A 17,460-nucleotide genomic window follows, 5' to 3' on the forward strand; every position below is an offset into this window, starting at 1 on the left:
TGCTCAAGATAGTCGTATTCGGGGGGAGTAAAGGGGGCGAAAAATTGCTTCAAAATTTGAAGTAATTTTTGAATATTGTAGTAATGCTCAGTTGGAGAGAGGGATGAATCAAAGGATTCTCTATCCGTTCGCAGATTTTGGCGGCGCTGTTGCCATCCGCCCCGGGGATGACGCAGCTGGAAGTGCCCCTGAACATGACAATATTGACCAGGAGAGCGAAGCGTCCGTGGTCACATACTTCGAGTTGGCACGGATGATGGAGCGGGCCAGCCGGCGCTTTACCGGCCTGTTGCGTGCCGAGCTGACGAAGCTTGGCGTCGACGATATCGGCCCGGCACAGGCGATGGTCCTTCTGGCGATCGGCGACGCGGAAGTGTCGGTGGCGGAGCTTTTGGACCGTGGCCACTATGTCGGCTCCAACGTTTCCTACTACCTGAAGCAGTTGGGCGACGGAGAGTATATCGACAGGGCCGCCTCCCAGCGCGATCGGCGCTCGGCCCGCATCAAGCTTTCGGAGAAGGGCAAGCAATTGTGCGATTCCTTACGCAAGGCGGCTGGCGCCTATGAACGTGTCCTCAGCCACGGCGAGCAGGACCGGCGCAATCTCGAAACCGCATTTCAAACACTGCACCGGCTCGAGCTGGTTTGGGGGAATGCAACGCGCTACGGCATCTGAGATGCCCGCGCACAGGCTGTCCTTTCAACGGCTATAGGCAGGGAATATGCACGTAGCATTTGTACACCGGCGCGGCTTCTGCCAGTTCGCCGCTCTCGCGTCTCATTTGGCGCAGACCGGAAATGAAGTGACACTCGTGACGGAAACCGTGGATCAGCGGATTCCGGCAACGCGTGTCGTTCGCCACAGAGCAGAACCCGGCCCGCAGGCCAATTCGCAGATGGCAAGGCACCTTGGTGTGCCTGACCATCATGTCCGGATCGGTCACCGGGTCGCCGAAACCTTCGATGCCATGGCCCGCCAGGGGCAGGTGCCCGACGTTATCGTCGGGCACATCGGCTGGGGCGGTATGACCTTCGTCAAGGATGTGTTGCCGAATGTCCCGGCACTCGGCTATTGCGAGTTTTTCTACCGCGCCGAAGGGGCCGATATCGGCTTTGCTCCCGACGACAAGCCCGACCAGGACACGCGTAAGCGACTGCGGCTGCGCAACATGGCGCAACTCCTGACGCTTGATGCGATCGATGGCGGCTTCAGCCCGACGCAATGGCAACGGAGCCTTTATCCGGCGGAGCATCGCGCCCGTATCGCCGTCTGCCACGAGGGCGTCGACACTCGCGTCTTCCGTCCCGATCCGTCGGCATCGTTGAAGCTTCCGGACGGACGGGTGCTAAAGGCGGGTGATCCGCCGATCGTTACTTTCGTCGCCCGCGATCTCGAGCCCTATCGCGGCTTCCCGCAGGCGTTGGAGGCGGCCGCAAAGGTCGCGAAGCGCCATCCCGATGCGCTTTTCGTTTTCGTCGGTGGCGACGGCGTCAGTTACGGCGCCCCACCGCCCGGTGGCGGCTCGTGGAAGGACTATCTGCTTCAATCCCTGAATATCCCGGCCGACCGGTTCCTGTTTCCAGGCGTGGTGCCGCATGGTGTCCTCAAGCAGCTGTTCCAGATTTCAACCGCCCATATCTATCTGACCTATCCTTTCGTGCTTTCCTGGTCGGTCTTGGAGGCCATGGCCTGCGGCGCTCTCGTCATTGGATCGGACACTGCGCCGATGCAGGAGGTGTTGAGCTCCGGCCGCAACGGCCTGCTCGTGCCGTTCTTCGATACGGATGCGCTCGCGGAGGCGATCTCTGGCGCTTTGCAGCAACCGGAGAAGTATTCCGACTTGCGTGCAGCCGCCCGCCGCACCGTCGAGCAAAGGTTCCGTCTGGGCGATTGCATTGCGCGACAGATGACATTGCTGGATAAGGCAATGGGAACCCCCGGAGCCACTCAAATATTACGGGTCTCATCTGCATAATACTTCAAAACCCGAACTATTATTTCACGAGAAACGCAAATATAACTTATTGTGCAGTGCAAATAACCTTGATATGCTTTCTCTAGGTCGTTGAATTCGCCGGTTTATTTCGGATCGGGGGATTCAACTACAGAGAGAATTCGGTTGAATTGAGGGTGGCGCGTGCAAGGGTTGGTGTCTTCTGGCGTGAGGTATTCGCAGGCGAAGAGAAAGCTGGTGTTGGCCTCGGATCACGATAGGGCGAGTGTCCAGGGCAGTGGCATCGAGCACCTGGTTCATTTTCTTCCGGCAGGCGATCGGCCTGATGCGACCCTCGAAAACGTGTTTCCATTGATCGGGCTCGCCTTTTCTAGCGAGGGCGAGGCGGATCTGGCCGACGGCATCGTCTCGCTGCGAGCACTTGGCACCGTCCCGGATATCCCGATCAAGCGCTTGAGCGCCGAGGCCGTCAGCGAAAGCGCTGGGCTCATTCAGGCGCTGGTCGATGGTGGTGTCGGGCGGCTTGCCCGGTTCTCGTCGGCAATCACATCCGAGCTTGCGCTGCTTCGCCGCGAGCGTGAAACGCTGCTTGAAAACTACCGCGCGCTCGAAGATGCGTTCCAGGCACGCAACTGGGAACCGGTCGCCGAAGTCTTTGCGCACGACCCCTATGTCGACCCCAAGGACGAGGGCATCGGCCATCTGATTGCCAATGCCTTTGTCGAACAGCTCCTGCCGGTCTCCAGCCATGGCGTCGCCGGCATCGGGCTTCACTTCAACTCGGTCCCGCGGGACGGCGGCGAACTGGTCGTTGTCTTGAGCTATGTCGAGAGCGGCGAGGGGGTTGCAGAGTGGGTCGTTCCATTCTCGCAGCTCGTTCCGAGCTGGAACTTCTTTGCCCTGCCGCGCACCTGCGGGGGTGGCGCGAAGACACTGCGGCTTCGCGTTTCGACGACCGGTAGTGAAACGATCGGGCTTTCGCTCGGCTATCCCATCGCCAGTGAACACTATACGGCTCGATCCGAGACCCGACACGCCGACCTTGATCTGCGCCCTCTAGCGTTCCGCGTCTACACCGGCCTGCCCGGCGTCAAGCCGACGCGCATGCCCAACATGATCGCGCCGACCGCGCTGCTCGACGGCCACTTCATCGAGGACTACCGGCTTTCGGTCGATCTGCTCAGCCAAATCGTTGACGTATCGGTGACGCCGGTCGTCCCGGAATTCCAGACCGTGCGCTTTCTCGAACACGAACACGCCGTCGTCTGCCATCCGCTTGCAAATGGGGTATCGGCCGGCGCCGTCGGTCGCGCTGTCGAGCCCGGCACCATATCCTTCTCCGCAAGCGCTGTGGTCGATCATCCCAAGGGCGCCCCGGCGGCCGTCAGCTTCCTGCTCGCGCCAGCGGGCTCGAACGCGCGCTCCGAAGTGGCGGAACTGGCTCGCAAGGGGGTGGTCAAGCCGTCCGCCTTCTTCAGCGGCTGGCGCGAGGTCACCAATGAGCAGCCAATCAACATCAACTTCCAGCTCGACGAACCGGTGCGCCAGCCCATGGATCTGATGATCCTCAGCCGCGCCGTAACCGACTCGGTCGATTTCTCTTGGCTCAAGGTGTCGGGCTTCCGGATGGTCAAGCAGTCGAGTGGTGCGTCTCATGTCCAGCAATAGCGATCCAAGGGACCTCGTTGCGATCGCCATGCCGCTCTATGGCCATGCGGCGCTGGCGCTCGAAGCGCTCGAATCCGCGCTTGCATCGGACCTCGAGGGCTGCCGTATTGCCATCGTCGTTTCGGTCGACGGCGACCCGCGGCAGGAAACCTTCGATCAGCTGTTGCTCTATTCCGGGGCCCACCCTGATATCCATGTGGTCTTCGGGCGAAACGCCGGCCCCGGCGGCGCGCGCAACCGCGCCATCAACTACGTGCTCGAAAATCTGCCCGAGGCGAAGGCCGTCTATTTCCTTGACGCCGACAACCGAGTCCTGCCGGGAACGATCGAGACCCTCTATCGGCGCCTGCACGAAAGCGGCGCCGGCTGGGTCTATACCAACATTGACACCTTCTCGGTGAGCTGGCGGGCTCACTACGGCAACCAGTATTCGCGGCTCGTCCACTGCATCACGGACAACATCTGCGATACCGGCTCGATGATTTCGATCGAGGTCTTCCAGGAAGGCGTTCGGTTCAACGACGACCGACAGAACGGTTTTGAGGATTGGGAGTTCTGGCTTTCCTGCGTCGAGCACGGCTTTGTCGGAACGCCCTGCCATGACACGACGTTCGAATACCGCCTGCGCGCCGAAAGCCGTTTCAAGGAAGCCAACCGCGACCGCGCGACATCCGTGAGCTTCCTCAGAAAGCGCCACAAGGCGCTGTTCCAGCGGCCGATGCTCGTCGATTTCGAGCATGAGGAGTGCCCGCGTTATCTCTTCGCGCGCACCGAAGACGCGGCGATCTCGTTCTTCACAGATCCGACGAAGCAACCGAAGCGGCTGCGCCTCGACGACATCATCCCAGCCTTCTGGGCCAGCACCGGCGAGCCCGACAACGTGCATTTTCCGCCCTTCGTCATGGCCGGCAGCGGTGCGACGATCGATCTGCTTTTGCGCTCGCGCATGCTGCCCAACGTGCTTTGCCACCTGGAGCGCCTGAGTGAGAAAGCCAACGTCGTTTTCGTTCATCTCGGCAACGACGCGACGCAGCGCAAGATCGAGCCGACCTTCCTCGACGCCGGCGCCCAGCATCTCGGCCAACCGGATCTCATCTTCATTTCGACGGCGCTCTTGCGCGACGTCATCCGCAACAATGCGCTCGACTGGTTTGCTTCTATCGGCACGCAGCAGGTATGGCCGACCTCGGCGGTTCTCAATGTGCGCTTCCCGTTCCCGCGCGCCCTGCCGCGCCGCACGCTGATCACGCCGCAACAGGTGATGATCAACTGCGTCAACGCGATCGCCACCAGTCCGCTTCGCCGCACGGCCGGCCGTCGCTGGACCTGGCGCCCCGCGCGGCTCATGCCCTATTCCGACCTGCACAAGGCCTTGCGAACGGAAATCGGCGGCTCGCCGGTGCTGCCGCTCGGGCACAGCGAAGCCGGTAAGAAGACTGCCGCACTTCTCGTGCCGAACGCGTCGTTTGGTGGCGCCGAGAAGGTCATCTACGCCGCCTCGCGTGAACTTAAGGCCGCGGGCTACGAGACGCATCTGTTCGTGCTCGGCACAAGCCGGATGGACGTGATCGATGAGTTCGATTCGAGCTTCGACTATGTTCACTTCTGGGATCAGGGCATCCCGGCCTGGGGCGGCTCCGGCTCGTTCCTCGGCCAGGATTTCATTGCCGACCATCATGAAGTCGATTGGGGTGCGCTTAAAGGTCAGCTCTCAGGCTTCGATCTCGTCATCAACAACCACGTGATGGCGATGCATCCGCTGATCGCGCGGCTGCGCTCGGAAGGGACGCGCACGGCGTGCTATCTGCACGTCGTCGACAACACGCCGTTCAAGCGCCCCGCCGGCCAGCCCTTTGCAGCCATCGCCCACGAGCATTGCTACGACGCCTTCCTCACCTGCTCGGAACAACTGAAGTTCTACCTGCACAGCTTCGGCGTGCCGCTCGAAAAGATCTTCGCCGTTCCCAACGGCGCAAGTTTCTCCGTGCCGCCCAAGGTGCTTGCAGACGTGCTGCAGGTGCGGCGGATCGAGCGCAAGGACGACCGGCTGCGGCTGCTCTACATGGGCCGTCTCGACCAGCAGAAGGGCATCGACCGCCTGGCCGCGACGATCGCCGAACTGCGGGCCGCACACGTGTCGTTCGATGCGCGGGCGATCGGTGGCGAGATCCTGGCGGATGCCTCGTTCTCCTGGACGGACCGGCTCAAGGAACTGGGCGTCGACGTGCGCCCACCGGTCTTTGCCAGCCGCGACCTGATCAAGGCGCTCGGCTGGGCCGATGTTCTGATCATGCCTTCGCGCTGGGAAGGTGCCCCGCTGATGATCGCCGAAGCCCAACAGCTCGGCTGCGTGCCGATCGCAACCGCGGTTGGCGCCGTCGACGAACTGATCGTCGATCGCGAGGACGGCATCCTAATCGATGCCTCGTCCGATCCCCAGGTGGTGCGCGACATGGTCAAGGCGATCGCCGAGGTTTCGCGCGATCGCAACCTGCTGGCGCCGATCATGGAAGGTTGCCTGAGAACAGCGGCGCGCCGCGCCTGGTCCAACTCCTTCTCGGAGTTCCTCGGCTGGTGCGACGGCGCCGTGAACAATTCCTCGCTTTCGCGTGCCAAGGTCATCCGGGCGCGAGACACATCAAATACCGGCGTCGCAGCTGCAGGCTGATCGACCCGTACGACTTTTCAAAGAGAAGGGACTTACGCATGCGTCCACGAATCCTCCTGACGGGTATTCCTGGTCATTACACGCGCCTCGCAAACGGCGCGAATGGCCTGTCGGTTTCCTATTCGGAACGGCAGAAACAGCCCGAATCCAAGGACGAGTTCCTTCAGGAGCTTCGCAATATCAGCAACACCGGTAACTATCTGATCGGTGAAGGGGCTTTGCGCGCCATTGCTCCCCATGCCAAGCAGATTCCGTTCTGGCATCTTTACAACGCCCACAAGAACGGCTCCGGCTTCGACGAGTTCAACAACAACTTCGACATCTGCGTCTTCACCTGCGCCAATCTCCTCCGCAAGGGGCTCTCCGCGGATGCCGAGGCTGATGTCTTGAGCAAGCTGAAGATGCCAATCGTCATGCTCGGCATCGGCCACCAGAACCGTAAGGATCTGGAAACCGGCCTGCCAGAGGGAACGAAGCGGCTGCTCGACGTTCTTAAGGACCGCGAGCACTATTTCCTCACCCGCGGTTACGAGACGGCCGGCTACCTCAAGGACCAGGGCTTCAAGTACGTTCGGCCAACCGGCTGCCCATCGGTCTACTTCGCGCCGAACAACATGCGCGCCTCGATGAAGAAGCTGCCTGACGTCAAGATTGGTCAGGCAAAGACGATCTTCTCGGGCTATCTCGGCGCCAATCACGATTGCATCGTCGATGCGATCGCGCTCAACCCGGAAGGCGCCAAGCCCCAATACATCATCCAGGACGAATTCCTGCACTTCGACATGAAGGTCGAGCCGGATGCCGATGGCAGGGTCTTCGATTCCTGCTCGGGCAAGATGCTCGGCGAACTGGCTTTTCCGGGCGCTGAGCGCCAGAAGGTCCCCTTCGATGTGCGCACCTTCTTCGATACCAACATGTGGCGCGCCTGGGCCTCGCACATGGACTTCAATTTCGGCCGTCGTTTCCATGGCTCGATCATCGCCATGCAGGCAGGCGTGCCGAGCCTGATGGTGGCCGTCGACGACCGCATGCGCGAAATGCTGGGCTTCACCGGCCTGCCGTCGGTCGACGTCCAGGAGCTCGAAAAGGCGGAAAACCGGGCGGAGTTCGTTGCCAGCCATCTGGCCGGGCTGAACGCGTCGGAACTGGTCGACCGCTACTCCGATCGCGAACGCAATTTCCGTACGGTGCTGCGGGAGATCGGCATCGGCCTCTGAACCGTGATGCCTCGGACGCGTTCGATCCGAGGCGCTCAATTCATGATGTTCGGGCGGCACGGTGAGGTTTGCAGATCCGCTTCCCCGTGCCGCCCTCCCTCTTTCTCAACTCTGTGGGCCAGTCCACAAACCAGGTGTATCGATGCGTATCCTGCTCACCGGAATCCCTTCCTACCTCCAGCGTACCGTGGCGCGCGTTTCCGGTGCGACGGTTCATCACAAACCCTACTTCGACGATATCCGAAGCAAGAAGGATCTGGTCGACCAGGTCAAGAAGATCGCCAACACCGGCAACTACCTGATCGGCGAGGGCGCAGCTTATGCCTTGCGCGGTCATGACGTGACCTATGTGCCGTTCTGGCATCTGGTCAACAGCCGCGGCGCCAACGACGTCTACGATGCCCTGAACAAGGAATTCGACATGTGCGTGTTCGCTTCGGCGAACCTGCTGCGTCCGGGATACTCGGCCGATCTCGAAGCGGATGTGTTCGAGAAGCTGAAGATGCCGGTTCTGGTGATGGGCATCGGCATCCAGAAGCGTGAAGGTCTGAAAGAAAACCTGCCGGCCGGTACGTTGCGGTTCCTCGAGGTCTTGAAGCAGAAGGAAAGCTTCTTCCTGACCCGCGGCTATTTCACCGCGGAGTTCCTGCGCGCGGAGGGCATGAAGTTCGTCAAGCCGACCGGCTGCCCCTCGCTCTTCTTCGCTCCCAACGAGATGCGCCACTCCTTGACGTCGCTTGCCAACGCAGACCTTGCCTCGGCACAGAAGCTCGCGCTCGGCGGCTATCTCGGTAGCGTCGCCGACACCATCGTCGATGCCCACGCGCTCTTGAAGCCGGAGAGCGTGGCCAGCTACGTCATCCAGGACGAAGTCGTCGCCTATAACCTCACCCTTCCCGTGGATGACAACGCGCCGGTCTATGACCGCTCCAGCGGCCGCATCACCGGCAAGACCGAATACAAGCATCAGGAAAAGTGGCAGCGGCAGAACGAACTGATGGTGTTCTTCGACACCAACCAGTGGCGCGCCTGGTCATCGACCCGGGACCTGTGCATCGGCAGGCGCTTCCATGGCTGCGTCATTGGCATGCAGGCGGGCACGCCTTCGCTGATGATCGCCGTCGACGACCGTATGCGCGAGATGCTCGAATTCATCGGCTTCCCCTATATCGAGGCGGGCGTCTGGAATCGTGAGGCGGACAAGAAGGCGCATCTCGCCAACTTCCTGTCGAAGATCGATGCGCAGGCGGTTACCGAACGCTATTCGGCATGCGAGGCGAACTTCCAAAGTGCGCTTAAACAGGTTGGCATTTAATCTGCCCCTGACCCGTGCAGCGCCGTTGGCGCTGCTCCTTGCCGCCCTGGTCTCCTGGGCGGCGCTTTCGCGTGGCGCTCCGGCGTTCGCGGGCGAGGCTGCGGCTGCGCGCTACGGCGTCAATCGGCTCAATCTTGCTTGGCTGGAGCGCACGGATCAGGAACGCATCCTTCGCGAAATCGCCGACAGCGGCGCCACGCATGTGCGGCTATCGCTGTCGCGCCCTGTCGACAAAAGCATCGACGCGCTGGAGATTGCCAACCGGCTGGGTCTGCGGATCCTGCTCGAAATCCAGCTGTCGAACAAAAGCTATTATCCGGACAGCGTTCGCCCGCGCACCGGCTTCGGGCGCATCTGGGATATCAACCGGTTGTCCGATCTGGACCTTGATCGTTACCGTGTCGGCCTGGCGTCAGCACTTCAGCGCATCGATGCCCTTGGCATCCGTCTGGAAGCGGTAGAACCCGGAAACGAGATCAACCTCGCCGGCTATAACGGCGACCTCGCCATCTACGAGAAGCCGGGCCAAGCGACGCCGCGACATCTCGGCGAACTCACAGATCCCCAGGCGTTCGGGAAGGGGCTCGACAACTATGTCGAGGCGCTGAAGATCACCCGCGACGCCGTAAGAGCGAGCGCCAACAGCAAGGCGATCATCGTCTCCGCCGGGCTCTCCGACATGGGAGCCAAGGAAGCGGACCGCCAGGGGATGGAGCGGCTGGACCCGGGCGAGGTGATCGCCCTTTTGAAGGCGCGGGGCATGGACGCGCTCGTCGATGCCTATGGCATTCACATCTATCCGGCGCGCAAGGATAAGGCTGCAATCACCTTGATCGTCACCAAACTTCTCGATTTCTGCGCGCCCGCCGACCGGGGGCGGCCCTGCTGGGTGACGGAATGGGGGATTGCCAACACGGCGCGCAGCTGCCCCGTCGATGATCGCGAACGCGAAGGGGCGATGACGGCCATGCGGACGGTGTTCGAGCAGCTTTCCGAAGAAAAACGCCTGGATGCCGCCTACTACTACGACTGGGACACCCAGCAGAACTACCGGCTATGGCGCTGCGGCGGGCTTAGTCCAGCCGGGGCTTTGGCCATCGCACCGTAGTACGCAGCTCGAGTGAGGAAGCCGACAATTTGCGGCGGACATGGCGATCGAACTTTGACCGTATTGCACCGCGTCCCGAAAGTGTTGTTGCTGGAATGTTTTACGTCTCATGGATGATATCGTCGTCAACGCGGGCTCAAAATCTCGCCGCGTCATCATTCATGAAAAGGCATGGCTGTCGAAATGCGCGTCGCGGATCGCGGCGCGGTACGTAGGTCGAGACCGCCATATCATGCCTGGGGTTGGCCTGGGGCACCAGGTAACATCATGGGGCGCACTTTCGTCGATGCGGTCGGATTGGCAAGTCAATCACCCCGCGGGATTAGACACCGGCCCGCGCAGCTCTTGCGACCTTCGGACACTTCGCAGCGCAGATTCTACTTGCACTTATACGAGAACTCATACACCTCGTTTCCAAGAGATCTCGCGACCCCGACTACACATTCGCGTTCGCCTCGATCCTTAAGATATCTCTCGGCGGTGCTCTGCAGCTTTTGATCAAACGTTAAGGGAGCAACGAATTTGGGCGAGGCCTGAGAGGCCGCGACCGGCGAAACCATCAGAGATTTTTCCGATTTGTGCCGATAAACTCGAAAGGTGTCGCCCTCGAATTCAATTGTTTCACCTTCGAAATTATAGGTATTCATCCGTGCCATCTCCCTCGCAGAAGAGCAGCCTGCCAGAGTTGCGGCGGCGACTAACCCAATCACCACGATGATGCGCATCCCTCTCTCCCGATTACGACTTAGTTGGCATAGACCATGCGCTATTCTTTCGAAAGTGGTATATCCCGCGTCCTCAGAAAGGCGGCGATTACGTGCCATCGCAAGTCAACCCCTGAAGGGGTGCGTGGCGAAGTCTGTGAAACGTTCAAGTGATTCGCTGCAACGCGCAGAAACGCGGAACCTCCGATCATCTAAACCGAAAGAAAATCCGGAACACACTTGGCGTGCGGCCTAGTGGCAAGTAATACGTGAGAACACGTTGAATCAGATAAAGTTCATAGAAGAACCGACCGATTTGCGCGAAGACTGAAGAGAAAACCGATAGAAAACAGGATCGAGCATTATGACTTCGAGTATTTTGGCGGCAAGCGGTGGTGTAAAGCAGGTCATTTGCATCAATTGGGGTACGAAATATGGCGCGCCGTTCATCAACAGACTCTATGCGATGGTTGCGCGCAACATAACGCCTCCTTTCACGTTTACTTGTTTCACCGACAACCGTGTGGGGCTTAACTCGGAAATCCGGTGCGAAGATCTGCCGCCTCTCGATATTGAGAACATGCCCGTCAATACACGAGGTATCTGGCCGAAGGCGCGTCTCTGGGGGCCGACGCTCGGTAACCTAAAGGGAGCGGTGCTTTTTCTCGACCTTGACCTAGTAATCGTCTCGTCGCTTGATCCCTTCTTCGAAGTCGGCGAAGCCGAGGATGTGGTGATGACGAGAAATCAAACGACGCCGTTTGAGCGTCTTGGCCAGACGTCGCTCTTCCGGTTCCCCGTGGGCAAACTCCTCCCGCTTCAGGAAAAGTTTCGATCCGACCCGCAGGGCGTCGCTGACGAGTATCGCTATGAGCAGCGCTTCGTGAGCCGGAATGCGCCCGGCGGCGCAAAGTTCTTCCCACGAAAGTGGGTTCTCCATTTCCGTCAGGATTGCCGCTGGCCTTTCCCTCTCAATTATTTCCTCGCTCCCCGTCTCCCCAAAGACGCGCTCGTGGTGATCTTCCCGCGAGGTCTTCACCCGCAGCATGCGATCGAGGGACGATATGGAACGAAGGGACCTCGCAAATCGGCACTCGAACATGTCGCTGGTGTCTTCGATCCGCAGCAAAGGAAAAATAAAGGAGCCTTTCAGTACCTGCGGCACTATATACGCCCGACGGCCTGGGTGGCCGAGCATTGGCGCGAGTAAGCATGAGTATCGAGGCTAAGATTTATCTTGTTTCATTTCGGCTCGGATGACCGAGGCAATGCGTTTCGTTTCGTCGAGTGGCTCGTAGGTGTAGGGATAGATCGTGCCTTCAAATGGCCTGGTCAGTTGCAAGGTGTTTTGAAGGTCCCTGTGGTAGCGCTCGAATTTTTCGAGCCGCGGACCTTCAACGTTAGTCAGGTCCAGCGAGAAGACTGGCTTACCAGTCGCCAGCGCTTCGCATGGCATCGTGATTGAATCCTTCGCCACAACGAAGGCATCTGCGGCAGCCATGTAGGCCAGATAGGGATTGTCGCTCAGCCGATCCCATACAAAGACATGCTCGCTTTTCAGGCTCATGAGGGCCTGCTGCGTATTGTCCTCGGATCTGCGTGAGACAGAGGCCACAACGCACCAGCCCGCATCGCTCAGTTGACGGACAGCGTGTTTGATTTTTACAAGAGTGCCCTCGTCATAGAGGTATGCGCCGTTGGATCCCCCAACAAAGAGCGCCGCGATCGGGCGCCCGTCGGGAGAAAATCGCTGGCGCGCCTCTTCTCTCAGCGGCGCAAGTCGTGCCCAGGTGATTTGATGCGGTACCCCCACCATCTTGTGATAGTTCGGCCGATCAGCCAACTCATCCACCCAATCATGGCGCGACACGAAGACCAGGTCATACCCCTCGATGCGCGGACGCTGAAGGTGGACTGTAAGGGGCCGCCCGCCATAGGCGGATTTGATCTGAAGGACTGCGGGCTCGGCGCGGAAGCCACAGGAAATTACAAGTTCAGGACGCTTCTCCCTTTTGCGGAAGAGCGGCGGTTCAAACAACCGCTTTATGCCGCGGGTTCTACTGATCAGCTTGGCGACCGGTTCCGGATCGAATTGTCTTCCGACGCCGAGACATTGCGTAAGCGTCCCGGCTTTGCTTTCCGCGACCGCCCATACACAGCTCAGGTTTGATGATCGGGCTCCGCCACTTTGCTCTTGCAAACCACTCATTCCAATCCGAACTTTCCTCAGAATAACTCTTGGAGCCCACGCCCGTGGAAGAGTTCACTAGATTAGTGTGATTCCGCTGTTTCTGATGAAGTCCACCATGCTTCGATCTTCCACAACGTTGTCTTCGATGTATTTAATTGTCGCCGACACCTTAGTTCTGTATTTGTCGATTGAACTATCAAAGGACCAGCCTCGTTCCGTCTTTTCTTTCAGTTCCTGGACCGATTTTGCGTAATAGTGGTTGAGCTGAAGAAACTCCGCCGAATAAAAATCGGCAGCTTTCCTGTGCTTCTTAGCAAACGTTTTCCCCGCATCGTTCGACGTCCGGTCACCGTGGGACCGTGTCTGGAAGTGATGTACCGCCACTTTCGTAACTTCGACGGGATCGACAATGCATTTGAAATTGCTGGCGTCGAGATGCTGGCGCAGGGGGTCGGCAACGCGCATCGTATACTCGAGGCAAACAGGCCCTGCCGGTCGTTCGACATGCCCGCTGTGGCCAAACATGTGCCATGGCAGCGAAACATTCGGAAACCCTTCTGCGCCACGCAGCGCATCCTGTAGGGTTCGCCCTTTTTTCGGCAAAAGAAATTCGTCAACGTCAATGAACGCCATACGGTCGTACCTGCCGCCAAAGTTCAGGATCGCGTGAGCGAAAGCAATGGTTTGGCCATTCAGATGCTCGCCACATCCTTCGTCGCGCATGCGCATCTTCCACGGGATGACAGTCAGTTCATCCTGGCTCAAGACATTCCGTAGTAAGTCGAACGTCCCATCAGTTGAACCGTCGTCATAGAGATGGAAATGGCACACGCCTACGGCCTTATGAAAGCGTACCCATTCCTCGATATAGCGAACTTCATTTTTGACGCAGGCGACAAGCGCGATCCCGTGTCGGCCCGGCTCTGGCACCGGAGGGGTGATACCCAGCTCTCTGGTAAGATGCCGCTTACCCTTCAGTCCAAACATCGACGCTCCTTGGTTGTCGAGCATTGCGTCCAGCGACCTGCGTGAAGGAAGGTGAAGACCTGTCGGTTTCTTGAACATGCATTTCGCATTTTATCAAGCATCCTTGCTTTAATTCGAAAAAAATCATCAATATAGAGAGGACAACCTAGCGTCACGGGCGCAAACGTCGTAGTGGTGCTCCAGAAGTACAGTAACCTAGGGTTGATGCTCAATGGATTTCCGCGCCCCCGGAGCGACGGCGAATGTTACGGAGGCAGGTCAATGGCGTACCCTCCTTGCCAGCTTCTCTCACATCGTCCTTGTCGCGAATAGCGAAGAGGTGAATATCCGGGAGCTTCAAGCCGAATACCCGCAGACGGCGCTCTTCGTCTTTTTCAACAAAGTTTACAAAGTTCTCGACGAGCAGTTTTCCGGAAACGCCCTGCTGGTGTCGCGCGCGCAGCCCGGAGGCGCGAACATTGTTTACCGGCACGAGGTTGCCGACGTCGTAAAATTGTTTGCGCCCGAACGGTTCCTCGGCATCATGAATATTCGCTTGGCGAGGAGCGAGCGCCTGAACACGAGTGCGGACTATCTAGGCACCTCGACGGGGCATCTCGACCTAACCGGCTTCTGCGGTGAGTTCTACCCTCAGGAGAAGTTGCCGACCAGCGGCTTCGCAATTGCGCTGTGGCTGGTCGACCAGCAGCTACCGAGCAAAATTGTGCTGGCGGGGTTTTCCGCTAAGCGGAGCGACAAATGGCGGGTCGTAGCCGTCCATGACTGGACGTTTGAGCAGGTTTTTCTGCGTCTCTTTGCCAGGGTGGGAAAGTTGTCAATCCATGATGGCGTCGCGAAAAACAGTTATGCTTCGCTTGCCTCCCGTTTCCCGGAACTGACGGCGGCTGACATTACCTCGACGATCGCTGAAGTCTTGTCCTCACGTCTCAGCCAGACAGACGCCCAAGTCGACAAGCTGATCTCATTGACGAACGTTCTGCGGTCGCTCGACGAATTCTTGCGTCGACTGAAGCCAAAGTTCTTAAAGAAACGCTAGAGGGGAGCTGTCGTTTTTGCAACGACAGTAAGCGAGGTTCGTATGGGGTCGTGGATCTCAGACACGCGCAAGCGCATATACAGAAACACGAAGTACTGGCTGATGCGCCCGGCGCCCCCATCGGCGCCCAGTCCCTTCATTGGACCGGTCGTGGTTGTTGGGTCTGCGCCGGTCTCCCACAAGCCTGCTGGATTCAACGAGAACTTCGCAGTTATTACTGTGAACGGTTCCCAGTCCGTCAGCGCTGGATGGGGAGTTGAGATCCCGGCTGTAACGATGATGATGTTCAATCAAGTCGAGGGCACGACGCCCAATGCTATCGAAGTCCGGCGCGTGCTAAAGGGGCGGCGAACGGGCGCTCTCTATGTCTTGCTCTGGAGAAAGGATGACCTTCAGCGGCTGGAAGAGGGTCTGCGCGCGTTCGACTACAGTTATGACACCCTGCAGATCGTCGATCGTTACGAGCGCATGGCGCTGCTTGACCGGGTAGCAGGCTTGCGCTCGCTGGAGCTGGATGCGGATTCTAAATGTTCAAACGGAATGAACGCAGTGCTCTTTGCTCTTCATAACGGAGCGCCGGCGGTCATCATCACTGGGATCAATCCCAATTCAGCAGGGCATGTTTACAATCAGGCAGGCCTCACACGGCTTCATACGCAGATGGACAAACAGCTCGTCGCCAAGCTCCTGCAAGCCGGTCGACCAATCTATACGGCTGACCCCCTGGTGTCAGAGGAGCTCGGCATCCCCTTGTGGAACGGGTTAGGTAGTTAGCTTAGCGGAGTCGACCTCAGTCAAAGGATCGGCGTCACCTCAGGAAGAGTAATGAGCTCAAATCGTCCATTCGCCCGTTCGCTCATCAAAATTGCCGTCCGCCTCGCGCTGGGCGGCTCGCGAGCGCATGCTCAGGATTGGTTTCCAGGTCTTAAGCTGAATCTTGCGACCGAAACTCAGGACGGCGCCATCTGGTACCGGGGAAGGCACGTCGGAACGCTTCTGTCTGCTTCCCACAGCTTACCATCGCGTCCATCGAAGCTGATGATCGTTGGCTCCGGGCCCTCCATCGAGCAGAACGATCTGACCCGCGTTGATGGATCTTCTTGCATACTCCTCAACGGAGCCTTGAGCCTCGTTCCAGATGTCATAGAAGAGCCTTTAGCAATTGCTATCGAAGACGAGCGGTTCATCTGGAGGCACTTCGAGCTTGTCCAGAAAATTCCGGGACAGAGTCTCTGTCTGTTCTCGGTGAGCGTGATCAGGGCGATCTGTGAACTGGACACGTCGTGGCTAAAGGGCCGACGGATTGCCTTGATCGACAATGTCCGGAAACCGTACCGTATCGGTCGCCGGGCGACTGCGGAATTACGCGGGCTTCCCTACACGAGGCTTACTGACGATGGTGCAGCGGGGTTTTCCGAAAGCCCGTTCACTGCTGTGTTTCAGGCTGGCTCGGTGGCCGTCTCGGCGATGCAATTCGCCGTCGGGTGGAAGCCTCGTGAAATCGGGCTTTTGGGAATTGATATTGGCAATGCTGACCAGGCGAGATTCTACGAGACGACAGACAAAGCCTATTCCGGCATTCGCAGAGCGCAGGTTCGGATCATCGATCACCTTGTCCTGGCGAAAAATGTGGCGGCCGAAAGTGGCATCGAAATCTTCAACCACTCTTCTATCTCGGCTCTGAAGGATTTCGGCTTTGGTTTCAGCGACAAAATAACGAAACCCGACTGAAGTTAGCAGATTTGGGGGCCGCGCGATGCAGACCGCTGCGCCCCCCAAACGGCTCGACATCCGGTGACTTTTTGCGCCTTAGCCGGCGCGCTGCGTTACATGCAAAACGCGGTCACGTGCAGCGAACCACTCATCGGCGTAATCGTCGTTTTTGTATTCGTCGAAGTAAGGCCCGCCATCCGTGAAGTGAACGAGGTTCGCATCCGGCGAATGCTCGTACTCGTTAACGAGCCAATTCCAGCTGGCAGGCAGTTCGCCGATGAGATCGTCGGATTCCAGCCACTTGAACTGGTGCAACTCAAGGCCGGTTGCGGTGTTGACGTAGTCAAGATCCAGTTTGCGGCACTTTGCGTTGTTGAACAAAATTACGCTGGACCAGTTCTTCTTTTCGTATTTGGTCTGAACCTGGCCCAGGAACTTGGTCTCAACCTTGGGAACATAGTTGTGCTTGACGCACATCGCGGCGTAGCGGTCGTCTCGCAAGTTCCAGAGCTTTGCGATGTCAGTCCGCATCAACATGTCGCAGTCGGCAAACAGCGACCAGCCTTCGTAATTGCTTAGGTAGGGCACTAGAAAACGTGAGAAAGAGAATTCCGTCGACTGAAGAGGATTGCGCTCGCGGGTAAAGATGTTCTCAACGTTGTTGAGAGAAATAGGCGTGAACTTCACCGGAATGGAGCTCTTCTCAAGAATACTTTGGCAAAGAACGTGGTATGCTACTACTTCTTTGCTGTCGAAACCGATGTAAATATTAGCGCTTTGCGTCATGACACTTCCGATTCTAGTTGGTTCAAAATGTCCAAGGCCTGGCTGGTTTAACCAAAAAAGATGGCAACGTGAAGCCTAGGACAATCGCGAGCTTGGCCCGCGGCATGAATCC

Annotated in this window: 15 protein-coding genes; 11 read left to right on the plus strand and 4 right to left on the minus strand. The window is 58.6% G+C overall.

What is annotated here, in order from left to right; genetic code table 11:
- The first annotated feature begins 103 nt into the window (after nt 1–103).
- The 7 genes from IB272_RS33235 (at nt 104) to IB272_RS33265 (ending at nt 9,931) form a co-directional block, all read left to right on the plus strand.
- Nucleotides 104–676, plus strand: coding sequence for a MarR family transcriptional regulator (locus IB272_RS33235; RefSeq protein WP_034798035.1), 573 nt, complete (start codon nt 104–106; stop codon nt 674–676).
- A 46-nt stretch (nt 677–722) separates the two neighbouring features.
- Nucleotides 723–1,976, plus strand: coding sequence for a glycosyltransferase family 4 protein (locus IB272_RS33240; RefSeq protein WP_060582961.1), 1,254 nt, complete (start codon nt 723–725; stop codon nt 1,974–1,976).
- Between the two features lie 174 nt (nt 1,977–2,150).
- Nucleotides 2,151–3,623, plus strand: coding sequence for a DUF6212 domain-containing protein (locus IB272_RS33245; RefSeq protein WP_192445803.1), 1,473 nt, complete (start codon nt 2,151–2,153; stop codon nt 3,621–3,623).
- Nucleotides 3,610–6,291 (plus strand): glycosyltransferase, encoded by a 2,682-nt coding sequence (locus IB272_RS33250; protein WP_192445804.1) that lies wholly within the window; start codon nt 3,610–3,612, stop codon nt 6,289–6,291. Before IB272_RS33245 ends, IB272_RS33250 begins: the two co-directional genes overlap by 14 nt.
- A gap of 38 nt (nt 6,292–6,329) precedes the next feature.
- Nucleotides 6,330–7,508 (plus strand): polysaccharide pyruvyl transferase family protein, encoded by a 1,179-nt coding sequence (locus IB272_RS33255; RefSeq protein ID WP_060582958.1) that lies wholly within the window; start codon nt 6,330–6,332, stop codon nt 7,506–7,508.
- Nucleotides 7,509–7,650: 142 nt separating this feature from the next.
- A complete protein-coding gene (locus tag IB272_RS33260; RefSeq protein WP_034798026.1) occupies nt 7,651–8,823 on the plus strand; it encodes a polysaccharide pyruvyl transferase family protein in 1,173 nt (390 codons plus the stop codon).
- Between the two features lie 25 nt (nt 8,824–8,848).
- A complete protein-coding gene (locus IB272_RS33265) occupies nt 8,849–9,931 on the plus strand; it encodes a glycoside hydrolase (protein WP_192445805.1) in 1,083 nt (360 codons plus the stop codon).
- A gap of 377 nt (nt 9,932–10,308) precedes the next feature.
- Here the strand turns inward: IB272_RS33265 and IB272_RS33270 are convergent, their stop codons facing one another.
- Nucleotides 10,309–10,656 carry a hypothetical protein gene (locus tag IB272_RS33270; protein ID WP_192445806.1) on the minus strand — a complete coding sequence of 116 codons (348 nt, stop codon included), beginning with the start codon at nt 10,654–10,656 and terminating at the stop codon, nt 10,309–10,311.
- A 343-nt stretch (nt 10,657–10,999) separates the two neighbouring features.
- On the opposite strand from IB272_RS33270, the gene IB272_RS33275 reads away from it, so the two are divergent.
- A complete protein-coding gene (locus IB272_RS33275; protein ID WP_134886928.1) occupies nt 11,000–11,845 on the plus strand; it encodes a glycosyl transferase in 846 nt (281 codons plus the stop codon).
- 15 nt (nt 11,846–11,860) lie between these two features.
- Here the strand turns inward: IB272_RS33275 and IB272_RS33280 are convergent, their stop codons facing one another.
- Entirely contained in the window at nt 11,861–12,844 is a 984-nt protein-coding gene (locus IB272_RS33280; protein WP_134886926.1) for an ELM1/GtrOC1 family putative glycosyltransferase, read from the minus strand.
- Between the two features lie 57 nt (nt 12,845–12,901).
- A complete protein-coding gene (locus IB272_RS33285) occupies nt 12,902–13,813 on the minus strand; it encodes a glycosyltransferase family 92 protein (RefSeq protein WP_134886946.1) in 912 nt (303 codons plus the stop codon).
- Nucleotides 13,814–14,024: 211 nt separating this feature from the next.
- On the opposite strand from IB272_RS33285, the gene IB272_RS33290 reads away from it, so the two are divergent.
- The 3 genes from IB272_RS33290 to IB272_RS33300 are packed head-to-tail and all read left to right on the plus strand — an operon-like array spanning nt 14,025 to nt 16,580.
- Nucleotides 14,025–14,849, plus strand: coding sequence for a 3-deoxy-manno-octulosonate cytidylyltransferase (locus IB272_RS33290; RefSeq protein ID WP_112985404.1), 825 nt, complete (start codon nt 14,025–14,027; stop codon nt 14,847–14,849).
- Nucleotides 14,850–14,891: 42 nt separating this feature from the next.
- Nucleotides 14,892–15,623 (plus strand): membrane-anchored protein, encoded by a 732-nt coding sequence (locus IB272_RS33295; protein ID WP_134886925.1) that lies wholly within the window; start codon nt 14,892–14,894, stop codon nt 15,621–15,623.
- Between the two features lie 51 nt (nt 15,624–15,674).
- On the plus strand, nt 15,675–16,580 hold the full coding sequence (locus tag IB272_RS33300; protein ID WP_112985406.1) for a glycosyl transferase: 906 nt from the start codon (nt 15,675–15,677) through the stop codon (nt 16,578–16,580).
- Nucleotides 16,581–16,658: 78 nt separating this feature from the next.
- Here the strand turns inward: IB272_RS33300 and IB272_RS33305 are convergent, their stop codons facing one another.
- On the minus strand, nt 16,659–17,348 hold the full coding sequence (locus tag IB272_RS33305; protein ID WP_112985407.1) for a glycosyltransferase: 690 nt from the start codon (nt 17,346–17,348) through the stop codon (nt 16,659–16,661).
- Between the last annotated feature and the right edge of the window lie 112 nt (nt 17,349–17,460).

It is taken from the genome of Ensifer sp. ENS08 (assembly GCF_014852195.1).
Lineage (GTDB): Bacteria > Pseudomonadota > Alphaproteobacteria > Rhizobiales > Rhizobiaceae > Ensifer > Ensifer adhaerens.

What these genes read in the sequence shown, in the direction of transcription:
- IB272_RS33300 (WP_112985406.1), top strand. Translation starts at nt 15,675, where the DNA reads ATGAGCTCAAATCGTCCATTCGCCCGTTCGCTCATCAAAATTGCCGTC.
- IB272_RS33255 (WP_060582958.1), top strand. Translation starts at nt 6,330, where the DNA reads ATGCGTCCACGAATCCTCCTGACGGGTATTCCTGGTCATTACACGCGC.
- IB272_RS33270 (WP_192445806.1), bottom strand. Translation starts at nt 10,656, where the DNA reads ATGCGCATCATCGTGGTGATTGGGTTAGTCGCCGCCGCAACTCTGGCA.
- IB272_RS33295 (WP_134886925.1), top strand. Translation starts at nt 14,892, where the DNA reads ATGGGGTCGTGGATCTCAGACACGCGCAAGCGCATATACAGAAACACG.
- IB272_RS33305 (WP_112985407.1), bottom strand. Translation starts at nt 17,348, where the DNA reads ATGACGCAAAGCGCTAATATTTACATCGGTTTCGACAGCAAAGAAGTA.
- IB272_RS33240 (WP_060582961.1), top strand. Translation starts at nt 723, where the DNA reads ATGCACGTAGCATTTGTACACCGGCGCGGCTTCTGCCAGTTCGCCGCT.
- IB272_RS33290 (WP_112985404.1), top strand. Translation starts at nt 14,025, where the DNA reads ATGGATTTCCGCGCCCCCGGAGCGACGGCGAATGTTACGGAGGCAGGT.
- IB272_RS33235 (WP_034798035.1), top strand. Translation starts at nt 104, where the DNA reads ATGAATCAAAGGATTCTCTATCCGTTCGCAGATTTTGGCGGCGCTGTT.
- IB272_RS33285 (WP_134886946.1), bottom strand. Translation starts at nt 13,813, where the DNA reads ATGTTTGGACTGAAGGGTAAGCGGCATCTTACCAGAGAGCTGGGTATC.
- IB272_RS33260 (WP_034798026.1), top strand. Translation starts at nt 7,651, where the DNA reads ATGCGTATCCTGCTCACCGGAATCCCTTCCTACCTCCAGCGTACCGTG.
- IB272_RS33280 (WP_134886926.1), bottom strand. Translation starts at nt 12,844, where the DNA reads ATGAGTGGTTTGCAAGAGCAAAGTGGCGGAGCCCGATCATCAAACCTG.
- IB272_RS33275 (WP_134886928.1), top strand. Translation starts at nt 11,000, where the DNA reads ATGACTTCGAGTATTTTGGCGGCAAGCGGTGGTGTAAAGCAGGTCATT.
- IB272_RS33250 (WP_192445804.1), top strand. Translation starts at nt 3,610, where the DNA reads ATGTCCAGCAATAGCGATCCAAGGGACCTCGTTGCGATCGCCATGCCG.